Below are 15,782 nucleotides of genomic sequence, written 5' to 3' on the forward strand. Positions count from 1 at the left end.
TTATTTCTCTTATTTTAAGTATTTCTGCCAAATTCACTCACCCCTTTATGATAGTCTTTGTTCTAATAACGATAATCTTTCTTCAAATGCTTTGATTTTAGTCTTTAAATCATCAATTTCTTTATCTTTCGCAATCTTTTCTTCCTGAAACGCTCTAATCTGAATAGATAAAGATGAATAGATCTCAGCCGCATTTCTTTCTTTTGTAACAAAACACTCAGGATTATTTTCATCATCTGCAATCCAACCGTATCTAGTGGTAATATCCTTTGTAGTTAATACTGTCTCGTCTTCTTGACGATTCATCCGCATTTCATACAGCTGTTCCATATCCGTTTTCAAATTGTATTGTTGAATATTTAACGCCATAATTTTTTCTAAAGCACTGAACTGTACATCTCGAATGTTTGTTTTATATTTGCGTTGCGATGAAGTTTCAAAATTACTTGCTACTACAGGGGAATAAGAAGTACCTGAACCGGATTTAACCTGTAATTTACCAGCATAACCAGGCACTGATCCATTTCTAAGTAATAATGTTTGAAATCGTAAATCCGTTTCTCCATTGTTATCCACTACATCAAGCATGTTTTTATCGTTTAAGCTGAAAACAATAGCTGTTCGACTGTCTATCAATACGTTTTTATTTCCGCCTTTTAATCCGATACCATCAGTAGCTTCTACCCAATACGATCCACTATTTGCGTAATGATTTATACCTTTACCCGAGTTAACGGTTACATTACCATTCATGCCACCCTTTAGGATTAAATCGCCTGATCTTCTAAACATAACTGAGCTTACAAAATAAGGTTCTCCGTTAGAATCTTTTCCGTTTATTATCCCTAAGAATCCTTGTGTTGGTTGTTTACTTAAAACAACCGAACCGTCTTGGAAATCAGAATCCCCTCCCAATACAACTGTTGGTTGAATTTGGCCTGTGCGATCGTTATAGTATCCAAGGTAAACCCTGCATAAATTTGACTCCATTAAACGTATGAATTGTTTTTGAATGTGAACATAGTTATATCCATCATCTGTGCGCAGTGTAGAACCTTTAATTTCTCCTGCTAAAATCCGTTCTGCTACAATACCTCTACCTGTGATAGCATTCCTGAATGTAGTACCTCCGTCAGTACTTACACCTAATCCCGCACTGTTCAAGACTACAACATAATTTGGGTTGTTCTGATCCTTTGCTATTAATCCTTGTGGCGTAATATCTAATTCGCTAGTTACTCCTAAAATCATACTTGTAACATTTGCAACTTCTTGTGCCATCGCATTAATAGGAAGTTTTTCTCTTCCCTCTATCAAATCATTAATTGTTTTAGCAGCATGATCTAAATTAGACTGATACCTTTTAGTAATGTCTTGATTTCCAAAGGTTAATTGAACATCCAGTATATTCCCACGCCAATCACGTAATACACTCCGATTTACAACGCGTACTTCTGCATCCAATCCAATTCTTTCATCAATAAGAAATACCCGATCACCAAGTCCACTCTGAGCAATCGGGTATTTCTGTTTCGTTAAATCGTGTATATCAGCAGTTACGCTAATTTTTAAACTTTCATTTACAATTGTTTTTAAACCACTATCCATTGTTGCAGATAATTTTATGCGACCGTCTTTTAAAGGTGGAGCATGACGCACTCCGATTCCAGGAATACTTGCAAGCGGTGATGTATGCTCACGAATCAATTTAGCGCCTTGCCATCCATCTTCTTCTGTAAAATCACCGTACCCTTTAGCGTATGTCCAAAATCCTGATGCATCAACTTCTTGAACTATATTAGAAGCATTCAATCTATGGCGGTACATGACATTTAAGTCAACTCCGATTTGCGGTTCAATGGTTACAACCTTGCCAAGCACCTTAAATTCTGCCCCATAACGATTCAATGCATCTTTAAACATTTCAAGTCGGGTAGATCCACCACCGAATCCTTCCCATTGTAAAGAGTTGTAACTACCATTCAAATGATAAACATAGCCACTTCCATTGAAGATAGTTGCAAAGCAAGCATTCGCAGTAAAGGATTGATTATATTCTTCATACACGCGGCCACTGTCGAAGTCATCATAAAATTTCGGTACCGCTTTAATCTCAGCAGTAAATGTTTTCCCTTCACCCTGTTTCTTCAGATAAACAACTTTGTATTCCGTTTCATTATCATCGACTAAAGTCCACATTTCTGAGAGTCTATTAAGAAATGTTAAATTCACTTTATTGGGAGGTATCTTTGCAGAAAACACACAATTTCCATTTAATTCTTCTTCAATTAAATAAGTTGTTTGTGTGATATACTCTATATTTTCTAAATCACGTACATACATATTAAATCACCTCACTTGTAGTAAAACCTAAAATCGAATTCTATTGTTGCTGAGGTGCAATTAAACACTTCTAAGGCATTCCACCCTGGTACAAGTTCAATGAAATCTTTTTTTGTATTCCTTAAAAAAGATAACCCGTTTCTACCTATATTCGGGCCTGAGTAAATAATGGTGTCTGTAATATATAAATCTGATGTTATTGTTGCAGTGCTAAGGTTTGTATGATTCTTAAGCATAAATCCTGCTGTACTACCAGCTACATCATTAATTGTTATTTTTAACTCTTGTTCAAAAGGATGAACTGGAATGTTACCAGGATTAAAAATTTGAAATCGCTGCCCTGCTACAGCTTTGTGCTTATATATCTTTGAAGTAGGATCACTAATAATTCCCATACCTGCTCCCCATAATCCACTCCCTGGACTAACTCCATCACGTTGAATATCTGATGATTTACCAATCGATTCAGCAAATGGCAAGTCCGCTGTTTCAAATTCCAATTCACCAAATCCATATTTGAGTTGCTGATCTATATCGAATGTAGAGGAGATATTTACTTTATATCGTTTGCCACTAACAATCAGATTATCTCCATTTTGATACTCTAATCGTCGTAATTCCCGAATATAAAAAGGTTCTGTACTTAGTAGCATTTCAAATAGTTTATCTCTTGTTATCGCTACATCTAATAAATCCTGCGCTTTAAAATAAAAAGGTACGGTTATAGTCCGTACCCCATAAGTAGATCCTGTGCTAATTCTTCCACTTGCGCCCTCTACATCTATATAGGTAGGACGTATTTCAATCGATCCCACACGGAAGTCTTGTACTTGGACGTTTATGTCAGATAGTTTTATAGTTTGTCCATTCATTCTTGTGATTTGCACGTCCATTAAAAATACCTCCTTACTGTGTTTTCGACTGCATTCCCTTCATTTACATGAGGTCGTACAATTCGCCCTACTGTTTCACCTTCCATAACAACTTGTAAGTTATCTAATTTATCACCTAGGTTTTTAACTGCCGCTGCTACTAATCTATTATCATTTTGACTTGCGACATTAGCTGATTGGGAGTTAATCATTGCTTGTTGTCCGAAATCTGATGATGAATTAGCACCAGATACATATGATGGAGTCCTGTAACTTCCTGAAATAGACGGTATTACAGAAGTTACTACATTCCCAGGAAGAATGTCACCCATTTGAATAGAGTCCGTCAAACTTGAAAATCCATCTTTAACCGCAGATGCCATATCTAACGCGGTACGCACCAGTGGGTTTATCATACTGTCCATCCCCTGATCCAAACCTTGACCTACGTATACCCCTATATCTCTCATCACGCGTGAAGGAGAGTGGATACGGAAAAATCCGGTAATAGTATCTTTTATGGAACGGCCAATATTAAACACCTGGTCTATAAGTTTATTAGCATAACTGTAAATACCATTAATCAGTCCGGAGATAATCTGCTGACCAATCGTGAAAAAGTAGCCTACAAAACGCTGGACTGTATTTACCGCTTGCCCTAGTACCCACCCAATAGCCGAAACCACGTTATTCATTTTATTTTGTATTCCGCCTATAATAGCGTCCCAAATTCCAACAAAGAAATTTTTGAACATACCGCCCCAACTCTGCGCTATACGGGTTATAGTTTCTAATTTTGAACCGAAGAATACATATAAATCTGCAAGGGCATCATTCCAAATTTTCTTTATATCTCCCCAAAATTTACCGAATAACCGACCTATGTCATTTCCAAATTTACCAAGCCACTTTAGGACTCTCCCCACACCCCATAATTGCAGGTAACCCCAAATCGCTTCTAGTGCTCCGAACCAAATTTCCTTAACCCCTTCCCACACTCCAGCCCAATCGCCAGTAAAAAGGGATGAAAAAACTTTCACGATTCCAAGTATAACTTTTAGAATTCCTTGTATAAAATCACGTATCGCTTCTAGCGTTCCAATCACAATCTCTTTAATAATCGGCCACGCAAATTGGAAAACTGCAACTATAATCGGCATTACCGATTTTATTATTTCACTCGCTACGGACCAACAATCGGAAAAGGCTTGTTTTATCTGACTGCCGTTTTCTAGCCAAAACTGGGTTATTTGGGTTCCGATTGCAGTCATGAAGGACCATATCTCACTTAAAAATTCGCTTATTGCCTGCTTGATAGACGATACAGTATTAACAACCGTTGTAATTGTTGCCTGATTCATCCCTAACGATTTTAATAATGCTGTTCCGTTTTCTTCATCACCTGCGAACAACGCAAAAATGCCTTGCATGAATACTGCAAAGCCTGAAAAAACTTGTTTAATTGTTTCAATTACCCCTCGGACTGTTTCACCAAATGATATGATCGCTCTAGTATTCTCTGGTGACATTCCTAGTGAAGTGAGCATACTAGCTGCACCATCACTATTTCCTTGTAAAACTTGCCAAAGCGCTTTAAAAACGGTTATCACGTTATTTACTGCGTTCCTAAATGGTTCTATATTTTTATAAGCATAAGTAAACCCTAAAGCTAAGCCTGTTATCGCAGCTGCTAGCGCCCATGCTACAGGACTCGCCATGGCTAACACCATTACTGCCGGTTTAATAATCATCCATAAAGCAGCAAACGCCGCTCTATACCCTTTTAATAATCCCATTCCTGCACCTAATGGCAGCAATAGGAGTGTTAAGGCTGGAACTAGCATCATTGTCCCTTGGATGAATTTTGCTAAAGTAGGATGTGCTTCATTAAATGCGATGACCATTTTTGCCATCGTGTTAACAAAATTATAAATAGGTATCATTAAAGCAGCAAAAGCATCCCTCATTGGCTGTAACGCTTCAGTAAGTGACTCCATCATGTCTTTATATGCCTTTGCGTATTTAGGGTTCATTTCCATATTAGCTTTATGCAATTTGCCATAAAACATAACTGCTCCGGCACCAACGACTAAAAATGCTTGTCCCATTCCCATAACAGATTGGTTAATAATACGAATTTGATCATTTAACTGCTTCATATTCGCAGTAGGTCCAAGAAATTCTAAAGCTAACTGAGCAGCACTACTTCTATTCGCCAATCGCTCCATTGCATTTGTTGCTGCTAAAGCACCTCTAGAAACGTTGTATAATGGATTACCCATACGTTGTAAGTTTCCTTGTAGTTTACTTGATGTGGTAGACATATTATTCAACATACCGATGGTTTGCAAAATGCTAGCTTGTTTCATTCTGTCTAGTTTCATAATTTCATCATTCGCGGCTTTTTCTGCTTTACCAATTCTGTTAACTTGAGCAATTAAATCCTGAGCGCTACCAGAGTATGTTGCCATACTCATAGCAACATCTAAATAAGCGAGTTTAGTTCGTTTTAGTTCTTCAATATGAGGCTTCATAGCTTCTCGTTGTTCATATTTCATTTGCCGTAATCTACGACTATATTCACTGTTAGCATTCCCCATATTTTCAATGCTACGTCGATATTCTCTGGAGCTTCGACTGGTTGATGTGACAAAATCGTTCATTTCACGACGCATCTGTTGAATCTCACGACGCATTTGATCAGTTTCAGCCCTAAACTGAACAACTAATTCTTCTTGTGTGGCCAAATCTCTCCCTCCTTTCTAATTGAAGTTGAGAGTTTGTAAGAACTGCATATGCTCTTGCGCTTTCTTCATTTTTTCTTCTATCGTTAAATCTTGAGTGTTTTCTCCATTCAACTTATTTCGGTCGAATAAATCACATGGTTTCAATTTCTTTTTAGGGTCATGATGATAGGCTACACGCATCATAAGTGCAAACACGCTATTTGTTTGCAACTCATCAAGGTGTTGCTCATTCCGACCTATCATCAAATTTTCGAATTCACGAGGGGTAAGCTCCATAACCTCTCTAGGCAATAAATTTAAATATCTAAACCCATCTTGTTGAATTTTATCTAAGTTCTCTCGGGTAAATTCTCTTATTCTTCTACCTTCCCGAACATTTCCTCTACCATTTCCATCATCTCTGGGTTCTCCGCTGCTTCTGGATTCTTGGCTAGATACTGCTTCTTCATTTGTTTTCTCAACTTTTTTGTTGTCTTTTGGTAAAAAGTACTTTCTGCTACCACCTCATTTAAAAGTTCTTCAATGAATTCTTGAGAAATTTTCCCCTCTTCAAATTGTTTTTCAATGTTCTCCATGACTTTATCTCGTGTAAAGCCTTCTTTTGTATGCATTAATCCGTAGTAGATAGCATCGACAAACAACTCTAAATCTCCTTGCATACAAGCCATTACAACTTCATTTGAACCGCCCTCATATTTTTTATTTAATTCATAGATGTTCCCAAACGTAAGTTTTAATTCGTATTCCTTTTTATCGATTTCAAAACGCATTTATATCAATCTCCTTTTAATTGGATGTTGTTTTCAAATTTAAAAAGAACAGTAAAAACCGCCCTTTACTGACCTGCACCTTTAGGGATTTCTGTGAGTGTTTCTGTCCTTACAAATCCGGATAATTTTACTTCCACTGAATAAGAAACAAATTCACCGTTAGATGAAGAACGTTCAAAAGAAGTAATCATATAGTTACCAGCTTCTGCTTCTTTTGTTCTCATATTAATTTCATAAATCTCCATATATTCACCATTTCTAATGGCAGCCTTAACAGCAGGATAATACGGATCCCCTTCTGCTAACGTACAAGAGAACGAACGAGTTTCTTTTCTTTTTCCATAATCGGAATATGATCTATCTTTTGACTCTGCTTCAATTTCATCAGCTTCAATATTATGAGAGTCTTCAGTTTGGTCAAATGGTCTAACTAATAGTGTCTGATTAGTTTGATCCTTGATTTTAGCAGCGATTATAAACTCATCACCACGGTACATTTTGTTCTTAACTGTTCCAGGTGTTTCAGCCATATATATCACACTCCTTAATTTACATAGGCTTGTTGGTATTCAAAAATCATCGTTAATTGTGCAGAACCAACTCCACTTGGAGCGGTTGTTACTCTTCGAAAATAAATCGTATCAATCGATTCACTACCATCTTCATTTCGCAGATGTACTGTGTAACCGTTGCATCTGATTTTGTTAGCAACCTTTTCTGCTTCTTGCATTGCCTTATCTGTCGTTTTATTAAAAAACCTTACTACCATTGTGTATAGTAAGGTGTAATGATCTTTTGAAGTTTTATCATCATTTATAGATAAAATCGGATAATATACCGATGGAATGACTAGTTCTTCTGGAACTTGATCATGATAAGCGAATGTATTAACAGGTAAACTGTCGTATACAAAAGCTTTCATAGAGCCATGTACTTGCTCATACATAATTATCTCGCTCCATTCTGTACCCATTGCTTAAATTGGCGGTCAAATGAACGCTGAAACATACGCTTATAAATGGCAACTGCATTATCCCAATAGGGACGACCTTCAATAAATTTAGCAGTCAGCATCATTCCAGTAGGTGCGTGTGGGTCATATTCAAAATTATGTCCTTCCCATCTACCAGGAACGAATCTTCTTACCTGCTGCCATCCATCATTTTGTAATTTTGCATAGCTTAAGTTGCTACCAATCTCTAATGTTAATCCACCATCAGATGAGCGCCACACGTTTCCCTCTCCGCCTTTATCAAACGAGTTTAGCAGTCGTCTTGTATCTACAACTGCTAATGAAATGATTTGATTTTGAACCTCTTCTAGAAATTGAAATCCGCTAGCTTCAAGCCATAATGCAACGTTCCGATCTAATCCGCTTGCCATACGATTCAACTTTGCACTGAACTCACGGAATCCCCTAGTTGTTATTTGGCTAGCCATGGCTCACTCTTCCTCTCCGCAGTGGCCTTTATATGTGAAATCTCACCAGTAAGTGGATGTACTACTGGAAATGGATTGCGTATATAGTAAGTTACTCTCGTATCTTTTTTGATTACTTTATCATTATGCTTAACACCAGCATCTGGCATAAACAACACTCTGATTTCTTGGTTGTTTAATTGGTTTGGTACTGATTGTACAGAAACAGTGGTACCTTCTATAAAGTAGCAGCTTTGTTCTGCTATATCAGGAGTATCCTTGTATGAATACACTTCTTCTCCTGGTTGCCCATACTTACCTGGCTTTGTTTCTTTCTGTAAATGGTAAATATCACATTCGTGAACCATCAATCCTGGTAGAGACATTAAATCGTCCTCATTTTAAATGTGACTTTCCTTTTACCTGAGTTAGGTATAAATCCCTTTAATAAATTAAGCACATCAGGTTTAGTGATACTTGAGCTATCCTTTGTATAAGAATAGTCTCCACCACCAACACTTTCAGACTTAATCCCCTTCATCGCATTCGTATCAGTGTTTATATACGCATAGTACTGGGCTAACTTCTTACAAGCTAACTTCACTTCTGCTGGAACTTCAGGATGCTTCGTCTTATCCGTAAAATCTATTTTAGAGAGATTATAAATCTCTGTATCTGCCTCAAGTATGTCCTGCTCCAATAGAGGAACAGGACGTTTCTTCACTTCAGGCAGTACAGTGTAATCTATTAATTCTTGAGCAGTAATAAGTGCCATACTTATCACTCCTCTCCTTTAGTTTTACTACCATCTTTTCGAACTTCAAATTGTTCATTACCATTTAGATAATCATAGATTTTCTTTGTAACCTTCTCTTCTTGGTCCAATAAAAATAGACGTTCATGGACGTCATATGTTTTACCAACAATTAATTTAACGTAATAATTCAAAAGTCATCACTCCTTAACTTTGATAACTTTTGCAACTGCATCTTCCTCTTCGAACTTCACATCAACCTTCGCAGTTAAAACAATAATGAATTTCCGAGAGCGAATATCCTTATCTACCTCAATTCGAATATTACGGCTCATACCTGTCACGATATTTTTAGGCGGAGTTAATAAAATATCAGATACATTATTTTCTCCATCATTATATGGCTGTAACATAGCAATTCCCTCTACTGGAACACCATAAGCAGAAGCTAAACCACCTTGGAGTGAAACATCCCCTAAGTTAGTTTGTCGCATCGCTACTTGGTCTTTCCATTCAATTTCTAAACCATGCGATGTGTAAAACTTCCAGTCTTTAGGGTTACGTAAGTACTTAGCAGGAACAGCTTTATAGGCTTTCTTAAATACATCTTTAGTAAATGTACCTGCAGCACAATCTATAACATGCGAAGTTGCTTGTTTGCGAATCCCATCTAATAAAGCTAAATATGAATCTGTAGACGCTATATCACCATTTAAAATTAGCTCTTCGATATCTAATGCAGCACGATCTGCTATCATCTGCATGATAGTATTTTGAAGATTACCGCCCTCAATATTGTTTTCCAACGTATCATAAGTAATATGCACTTCCGCAATTACTTCTTTAGCATTTAACGTAATTGTGCTAGTTGATGGAGCAGAGCGATCAGAGTCTTTTAAAGGTACACCTTCAACTCCAGGGCGAAGAATACGGGAACCAAAGCCGATTTTTTCAATTTTAAGGGTGTCTGAAGCCATTTGAACAAAACGTGAGTCCTTTAGAATAGTAGGAGAATTTTGCACCATACGTAAGAATGTATCAGCTTGTTCAGGATTCATTAAACCACCACTAGCTAATGTGGCAAGAGTAACGTCCGCTTTTTCAATAATTGTTTTGTTATTAAGTGTCATATATATTTTCCTCCTTCAGGCTTACAGTAAGCCATTCCATACAGATTTTTTTACTTCTGCTTTCTCGATAACATCAGTATCTTGCTGATTACTAATACCTTGAGATTTCTTTAATGCTTCGATCTCTTCTCGTAAAGGAGCGGTAGCAACTTCAACAGCTTTTTCCACCTTAATATCTTCTTCTGTTTTTTCCTGGCCGAGATTAAGGTGTTTCTTAACATTAGCTAACTCTTCCTTAATTGGGCCAACAGCCTTTTCTACCGCTGAAGTTAATGTTTTTTCTAATTGTTTTTGGTTAAACTCCATATTGTTCCCCTCATTCTCTGCGCCTTCCGTTGAAGGTGTGACGCATGTTTTTAGATTTGTTAATGATTCAATAGCAGCTTCGATATCCGCCACATTTGGAGCACTAATTTTCTTGCCTGCCTTTTCTACTTCTTCAGCAAAAGATACAACAGGTTTGTCCTCTTTCTCTCCACTAAAAAAGCCCTTCATCAATTGGAAGAAGGACTTAAATTGCTTCTCTTCAGTTTTAGTTACTTCTTCTTCAACCACTTCTGTTTCTGCGACTCCTGCAAGAGAATATCCTTTATATTCTCCCTTTTGGATAGATTCCCACACTTCCTCAGTTGCCTTAGTAACAAGTACCCATGTTCCTTTTGCTATTACCTCACCATTCACTTCCATATCAGCAGGAGCGATATATGATTCAACTACTTCACCAACTCCTGCTTGGAAATCATGATCCCTATCAATCTGTCGATATTTCAGCATGAACTCATGAGCAGCTTTCTCGATAGTCACTTCGTCAGCGAAATCGTTATGACTATCGAGAACACCCGGTTCATAAACAATTCCATATACTAAGCGTTTTTCTTCATCATTTGATTTAATAACACGCACTTCTTTTTCAAAGTTCGGTTCTTTGTCTGATTTAGTCAAAAAGAATTCTCGTTTATTTGCACCTGCATTTACATAAGAAACATGTGAGACTTGTAGATTCTTCAATTTTCGCTTTGTCATCTGTTCTATTCACCTCCTTTCAAATATGATTCAGCATAGTTTTAGACGTCTTCATTTCCTACTCAACTCCTTCAAAGTTTCTTCCCTAATCTTCTGCTTCTCTTCTTCAGATAGCCCTAATATATTGTTATCTACTGCAGGAGACATAACACATTTGCAGTTAACTCTTTCTTTAGCAGATAGCGAACTATCTCGAGGAAACATACATCTCTCACCAGATCCAGGCAGTTCAAATTCTTCCTCTACCGGAACCGTTGTACCGTCATACGCCACATGATTGTCACGCGGTAGGTTATTCTTCGCTCCGCTATGACGCCACTTCTTACCTGTAACAGCAGGGGATTGGCAATATGATTCAAATTGAGAAGCGGAGCATGCTGCAAGGACTTCAGTCTGTGCTGTCCTCTTCGCTCTTTTACGGTCGAATTCCGGAAGCTTCGCAAGCTCTCCTGCTATTTCACGAGTACCTTTCCCTTTCTCTAATCCTTCGTTTAAAATCCGCTCTACTGCTTTGTGAGAATTAATTTTCATGATCTTACCTAATTCATCCGACCAACTATCAATCCACTTTGTAGTTCGTTTTGAAAAGATATTAAACTGGATTTCCGGGTCAATGGCATCCATAAAAGCTTTTGTCATATCTTTCATCGTGTAATCAAGAAACTTCCTTGCTGCTTTGCTCAGGCTTTTAGCAAAGGTATCAGCCCCAAATAGGCTACCAGTGACAAAGTCGATAATGTCCTTTATCTTGATACCCTTCTCCACAGCATCTTTTTTCGTATAGTTCTTAATTCCATCGACAAAGTACTTCTTCTGTTTCCGAAGCAGTTTAGCAATTTCTTTTTCAAATTCCTCAACGTATCCTGGTAACATGTCCAATACTTCTAAATCAGCAGGCAATGAAGCTATGAAGTCATCCGTATCAGCCTTTGCAATCCATTCATTAAGAGAAACTAAGAGCTTATCAATCTTCTGCATTTTGCATCGACTCCAGTAAGTCACGTAGGTCTTTCATTACATTGACTAGTTCTTCATTTGAATTGCTATCAGCTGACTTCTGTAGAGTTTCTCCTAATCCTTTTTGCCAACCACTTACTTTACGATGTCTTTCTAAAACTAAAGCAACTGGTTGATCTGCTTCAGAAATATCATAATCAGAGAACTCTTTGTTTAGCATATTACCAGCGATATTACGTATATCTCGGAATGTTAAACCGCCCTTATCAGCCAGTACCTCAACGGTTTTAACCATATCTTCCGTGTTACTAATTTCTGACTTACGTAGGTTCACATATACGTGTTTTAATCCATATGGAAGCAGAAGAACGTTATTAATGATGAACTCTAAGCTGTTACGCTCAGGTTCAAACACCTGCTCTTCTGTAATCTCACGCACGGATTCAGCAGTTGCTCTGTTAAAGTCTCTAATGTAACCAACATATACATCTGGCAAACGGAATGCTGATTGTACCTTTTGGCGTGATTTCTCATCGTATTCAAGGAATAAGGCATCATTTTGCAATACATCCGCCAGTGATTTCAACTCTATATCAATGTTTGGCTGTGTATCACCAACTATACCTTCATCTGCATTTTCAACTTGCAATAAGAGATATTTATGTTGATTATCTTCACCTTCGACATTTGAAACATAATCGGTAAGAGCAGCTTCACTTTCTTCTGATAAAATGCCATTCTTCAGCAATATAGCCATTGGAATATGCCTACCTTGTTTGAAATAACGCAGGTTTAATTCTTCTGCTTTTCTAGCACCTACCATGTGAACAACATGCGATACCCAACGTGGAATGCCATATGGTCCGTTTCCAATCTTCAAATGAATGACTTCGGTAGCGTTTTTCTCTCCTAACGAAACATCAGAAAACTCACCAGTCTCTTTATTTAAGAAACGCGGATCGCCAAATTCTTTGAAATAAGTATCTACTGATCCTACTCGTTGTACATAGCGACGGAACCTTTTCTTTCTTTTGACTTCTTTTCCGTTAATTAAGTATGTAACTTCTTGGGGGTTATCATCTTTACGAGTCACTCGCATGTACTGCGGTAACATATTTATTAATTCAGCAGGCTTTCCTTCTAAATTACGAATCGCTTCAATATAACCATTGCCAGTCGTCTCTTTATCATCAATGCCCGTTTCAAGAATCTCCTTGAATGGCTTTTCGAAGCTAAATAAAGGAATAATTTCAGTATCAACTAACGTCCACTCCGCCCTCATTTCAGGAGTTTCTTTGTTATCATCTTGCTTATACTTCATTTCATGACCAAACCCAGCTATATTACGCTTGTACGCATCAATACATTGCCCAAGAATCGTACTATTTTCTCTAATCTGCTGTAGGTCTTCTATTCTATAAGGTGGTTCAATGATTTCATTTACAGCATACTTCTCATTTTCACTCTCTTGCTGGCGGGATAGTACCTGAGCACTTGTTCCCGCCGCCTTAATTACTTTGGCACTAACTTTCCTTTTATTCATCATTAAGCTGCTTCACCTCTTTTCTTTTTCTTCTTTTTACGCAGTCCGTAAATAATTGTATTAACAAAGTATCTTGTTTCGTCCATATGGTGATCATTCTCTTTCAGTGGCTTATCTTCACCACGTTCAACCGATTTCTCATCCCATATATAAGAAGCAAATTCTTTAAATGTTTCGTTACAGCAATCGTTAAAATAAATAATGCCCGTGTTAAGCGCAACACCGACATTACCAATACCCTCTTTAACACTATTTCGGGCCTTATATACTCTTCGTTTGTTCCTAACTAGCAAAGCTATAAATGAAGCAGCGGACGGGTCAACTACTGTACCACGGATTGGCAAATCCCCTACAAATCCCTCAAAGTCTTCGTAGTATTCCTGATCTGTTTTCTGCTTTTCTGTTTCTCTACCGCTATAACGGTACTCTTTCACCTTGTACCATACTTCTTCACCTTTTTCGATGCACTTACCCCACAATCCATATACCATGGCGTTCTGCGTACCATAGTCACAAGAGACAAAGTATTCAACGTACTCCCTTTGAATCGTAGGAACTTTATGCTTATTTTCATCAAACATATCGAATATAAGTCCAGAAGCAGCTGCCCATTCACCTTTGATATATCTACGATAGAATACGCCACTATACATGCGATGATATCTTCTTTTTGTCTTCTCATCTAATGACAAATTATCATCCATGGAGAATTTAAGGTGCAGTAGATTCTTTTCTTTCTTTTGATCCAACCACTTCTCTTTAAACCAGTGATACGGGCCTGCCGGATTACAGTTGAACCACATTTTCGAACCAGTTACAGACAAACGGCCTGTTGCTTGGTTAACGAAACTTTGTACCATAAGTGCCACTTCATCAAAAAACATGCCAGCGGCAGTGATTCCTTGGATCAAATCCTGGGAACTTTCATCTTTACCACCAAAGATATAAAAGAAGTTTGTCACACCGTCTTTAGTAATAGTAAGCATATTCTCACTGCGATGATCTTTAACTTTATAACCACGAGACTTCAGCATCTTTTTAAGTGGCGTTATAACGTTACGACGGTGCGAACCAATCGTTTTACCACACATACCAAAGTTCTCGCCTTCAAATGATTCCATCGCCCACATTACATAAGAAAGAGCCATGGAAACTGTCTTTCCAGCACGAATGGAACCATCGCAAATAATCCCATCATAGTCTTTAACAGGACTGCTAGGCTTCCACCAGGTTAATACCTTTAGCTGCTTTTTGGAGAATGGCTTAAATTTGAATGGAGCAGGTTTCTTGTTACGCTTCGGAATCGTCGTCATGGTCATCCCACACTTCCTCTACCTTTCCTTCTAGCGCCTCTTTGAAACCATCATCTTCGTATTCTTCACCATCTACACCTTTAATACGAGCGGTATCGGCTTTTGTTTTCTCTATGTCAGCTTTCAGTTTATCTAACTCTAATCTTTTCTTATCATCAACACTCGCTAGCCTATCGAATCTTTCTATTAGCTGCGATAATGTAGTCATTGCCCGCGATTGTGCATTTAAGAAGGTAGCATGTTTATCCCAAGCAAATTGAATTTCCCATTCTTCTTCGAATCCACTTTCAGTAACCTTATTCTTTCGTAGTTCTTTCGTTGTATCTTCTTGATATTTAACAAACATCAATCTTTGAGCTCTAATAATAGCCGTATACTGAATCGTTATGTTTTCCCATAACATATCAATCGGATTCTTCTCCATGATCTCAGCAGCTAAGTCAGCCACATCTTCTGGAAAGTGTTTTCGAAAGAAACCATGCGTCATAGCGTTATGGTTCCCTTTTGGCGGACCATGCCCTACAGCATTCTTATTACCCCATTTAGGGTTCTTGTTGCCCGAATTACCCACTGCATTCTTATTGCCAATGGGTGCACCTGTTTTTTTGGTTTGGGTGCATCCTTTTTCATCTTTTGGGTGCACCCCTTTTCGATTCCAACCATGCCTTTTTCTCCAGGACTTAATTGTATTAATACTGACTTCGTATTTCTCAGCCAGTTCTTTATACTTCATACCTTGCATGTAATCTTCTTGAGCTAACTCGTGTTTTTGTTTCACTCCATATCACCCACCACCTTCTATATAATAGGAAGAAACTCGTTCATTTCTCCATTCGAATAACTTTTTTACAAAGAAAAAAGACCTTGTAAATTACAAAGTCTTTTTCTTCTATATAAACTTACAACTTTCA

The 15,782-nt window shown here is 37.7% G+C and carries 17 protein-coding genes; all 17 read right to left on the reverse strand.

Translation table 11 applies throughout. The features are described 5' to 3' along the window. Nucleotides 1-45: 45 nt before the first annotated feature. The 17 genes from ACTFRS_RS27230 to terS all read right to left on the reverse strand — a co-directional run bounded on the left by ACTFRS_RS27230 (nucleotide 46) and on the right by terS (nucleotide 15,649). Nucleotides 46-2,343: a phage tail protein gene (locus tag ACTFRS_RS27230; protein ID WP_440025835.1), complete on the reverse strand. Its 2,298-nt coding sequence runs from the start codon at nucleotides 2,341-2,343 to the stop codon at nucleotides 46-48. Between the two features lie 11 nt (nucleotides 2,344-2,354). Continuing rightward, the gene (locus tag ACTFRS_RS27235) at nucleotides 2,355-3,236 is read right to left on the reverse strand and encodes a phage tail domain-containing protein (protein WP_440025833.1); all 882 of its coding nucleotides are present in this window, start codon (nucleotides 3,234-3,236) and stop codon (nucleotides 2,355-2,357) included. Beyond that, nucleotides 3,236-5,962, reverse strand: a complete 2,727-nt coding sequence (locus tag ACTFRS_RS27240; RefSeq protein WP_440025831.1) for a phage tail protein — start codon at nucleotides 5,960-5,962, stop codon at nucleotides 3,236-3,238. The genes ACTFRS_RS27235 and ACTFRS_RS27240 overlap by 1 nt, the downstream gene beginning before the upstream one ends. Before the next feature lie 15 nt (nucleotides 5,963-5,977). Continuing rightward, a complete protein-coding gene (locus tag ACTFRS_RS27245) occupies nucleotides 5,978-6,238 on the reverse strand; it encodes a hypothetical protein (protein WP_074603254.1) in 261 nt (86 codons plus the stop codon). 77 nt (nucleotides 6,239-6,315) lie between these two features. Further along, the gene (locus ACTFRS_RS27250) at nucleotides 6,316-6,732 is read right to left on the reverse strand and encodes a tail assembly chaperone (RefSeq protein WP_074603256.1); all 417 of its coding nucleotides are present in this window, start codon (nucleotides 6,730-6,732) and stop codon (nucleotides 6,316-6,318) included. A 65-nt stretch (nucleotides 6,733-6,797) separates the two neighbouring features. Further along, complete coding sequence (locus ACTFRS_RS27255; RefSeq protein WP_074603258.1) at nucleotides 6,798-7,262, reverse strand: phage major tail protein, TP901-1 family; 465 nt, start codon at nucleotides 7,260-7,262, stop codon at nucleotides 6,798-6,800. 14 nt (nucleotides 7,263-7,276) lie between these two features. Next, nucleotides 7,277-7,678, reverse strand: coding sequence for a phage tail terminator family protein (locus ACTFRS_RS27260; RefSeq protein WP_074603260.1), 402 nt, complete (start codon nucleotides 7,676-7,678; stop codon nucleotides 7,277-7,279). Between the two features lie 2 nt (nucleotides 7,679-7,680). Next, the gene (locus ACTFRS_RS27265) at nucleotides 7,681-8,172 is read right to left on the reverse strand and encodes an HK97 gp10 family phage protein (protein WP_074603262.1); all 492 of its coding nucleotides are present in this window, start codon (nucleotides 8,170-8,172) and stop codon (nucleotides 7,681-7,683) included. Further along, entirely contained in the window at nucleotides 8,157-8,537 is a 381-nt protein-coding gene (locus ACTFRS_RS27270) for a DUF3599 family protein (protein WP_074603263.1), read from the reverse strand. The genes ACTFRS_RS27265 and ACTFRS_RS27270 overlap by 16 nt, the downstream gene beginning before the upstream one ends. Then, nucleotides 8,537-8,926, reverse strand: a complete 390-nt coding sequence (gene yqbG / locus ACTFRS_RS27275; RefSeq protein WP_275719389.1) for a protein YqbG — start codon at nucleotides 8,924-8,926, stop codon at nucleotides 8,537-8,539. Before yqbG ends, ACTFRS_RS27270 begins: the two co-directional genes overlap by 1 nt. Nucleotides 8,927-8,931: 5 nt before the next feature. Beyond that, nucleotides 8,932-9,099, reverse strand: coding sequence for a YqbF domain-containing protein (locus tag ACTFRS_RS27280; RefSeq protein ID WP_071736987.1), 168 nt, complete (start codon nucleotides 9,097-9,099; stop codon nucleotides 8,932-8,934). A gap of 6 nt (nucleotides 9,100-9,105) precedes the next feature. After that, nucleotides 9,106-10,035, reverse strand: a complete 930-nt coding sequence (locus ACTFRS_RS27285) for a phage major capsid protein (protein WP_440025827.1) — start codon at nucleotides 10,033-10,035, stop codon at nucleotides 9,106-9,108. 21 nt (nucleotides 10,036-10,056) lie between these two features. After that, entirely contained in the window at nucleotides 10,057-11,058 is a 1,002-nt protein-coding gene (locus tag ACTFRS_RS27290) for an XkdF-like putative serine protease domain-containing protein (RefSeq protein ID WP_074603269.1), read from the reverse strand. Nucleotides 11,059-11,109: 51 nt separating this feature from the next. Then, nucleotides 11,110-12,036, reverse strand: coding sequence for a phage minor head protein (locus ACTFRS_RS27295; protein ID WP_440025826.1), 927 nt, complete (start codon nucleotides 12,034-12,036; stop codon nucleotides 11,110-11,112). Further along, nucleotides 12,023-13,561: a phage portal protein gene (locus tag ACTFRS_RS27300; RefSeq protein ID WP_440025824.1), complete on the reverse strand. Its 1,539-nt coding sequence runs from the start codon at nucleotides 13,559-13,561 to the stop codon at nucleotides 12,023-12,025. Before ACTFRS_RS27300 ends, ACTFRS_RS27295 begins: the two co-directional genes overlap by 14 nt. Then, entirely contained in the window at nucleotides 13,561-14,877 is a 1,317-nt protein-coding gene (locus ACTFRS_RS27305; protein WP_440025822.1) for a PBSX family phage terminase large subunit, read from the reverse strand. Before ACTFRS_RS27305 ends, ACTFRS_RS27300 begins: the two co-directional genes overlap by 1 nt. Beyond that, nucleotides 14,849-15,649, reverse strand: coding sequence for a phage terminase small subunit (gene terS, locus ACTFRS_RS27310; protein WP_440025820.1), 801 nt, complete (start codon nucleotides 15,647-15,649; stop codon nucleotides 14,849-14,851). The genes ACTFRS_RS27305 and terS overlap by 29 nt, the downstream gene beginning before the upstream one ends. Between the last annotated feature and the right edge of the window lie 133 nt (nucleotides 15,650-15,782).

The organism is Bacillus cereus group sp. MYBK139-1, assembly GCF_051916915.1.
GTDB classification, from domain to species: Bacteria; Bacillota; Bacilli; order Bacillales; family Bacillaceae_G; genus Bacillus_A; species Bacillus_A pacificus.

Bases quoted from the DNA above. Each gene is read 5' to 3' on its own strand.
- ACTFRS_RS27230 (WP_440025835.1), bottom strand. From the start codon at position 2,343: ATGTATGTACGTGATTTAGAAAATATAGAGTATATCACACAAACAACT.
- ACTFRS_RS27235 (WP_440025833.1), bottom strand. From the start codon at position 3,236: ATGGACGTGCAAATCACAAGAATGAATGGACAAACTATAAAACTATCT.
- ACTFRS_RS27245 (WP_074603254.1), bottom strand. From the start codon at position 6,238: ATGGAGCTTACCCCTCGTGAATTCGAAAATTTGATGATAGGTCGGAAT.
- ACTFRS_RS27250 (WP_074603256.1), bottom strand. From the start codon at position 6,732: ATGCGTTTTGAAATCGATAAAAAGGAATACGAATTAAAACTTACGTTT.
- ACTFRS_RS27255 (WP_074603258.1), bottom strand. From the start codon at position 7,262: ATGGCTGAAACACCTGGAACAGTTAAGAACAAAATGTACCGTGGTGAT.
- ACTFRS_RS27260 (WP_074603260.1), bottom strand. From the start codon at position 7,678: ATGTATGAGCAAGTACATGGCTCTATGAAAGCTTTTGTATACGACAGT.
- ACTFRS_RS27265 (WP_074603262.1), bottom strand. From the start codon at position 8,172: ATGGCTAGCCAAATAACAACTAGGGGATTCCGTGAGTTCAGTGCAAAG.
- ACTFRS_RS27270 (WP_074603263.1), bottom strand. From the start codon at position 8,537: ATGTCTCTACCAGGATTGATGGTTCACGAATGTGATATTTACCATTTA.
- yqbG (WP_275719389.1), bottom strand. From the start codon at position 8,926: ATGGCACTTATTACTGCTCAAGAATTAATAGATTACACTGTACTGCCT.
- ACTFRS_RS27285 (WP_440025827.1), bottom strand. From the start codon at position 10,035: ATGACACTTAATAACAAAACAATTATTGAAAAAGCGGACGTTACTCTT.
- ACTFRS_RS27290 (WP_074603269.1), bottom strand. From the start codon at position 11,058: ATGACAAAGCGAAAATTGAAGAATCTACAAGTCTCACATGTTTCTTAT.
- ACTFRS_RS27295 (WP_440025826.1), bottom strand. From the start codon at position 12,036: ATGCAGAAGATTGATAAGCTCTTAGTTTCTCTTAATGAATGGATTGCA.
- ACTFRS_RS27300 (WP_440025824.1), bottom strand. From the start codon at position 13,561: ATGATGAATAAAAGGAAAGTTAGTGCCAAAGTAATTAAGGCGGCGGGA.
- ACTFRS_RS27305 (WP_440025822.1), bottom strand. From the start codon at position 14,877: ATGACCATGACGACGATTCCGAAGCGTAACAAGAAACCTGCTCCATTC.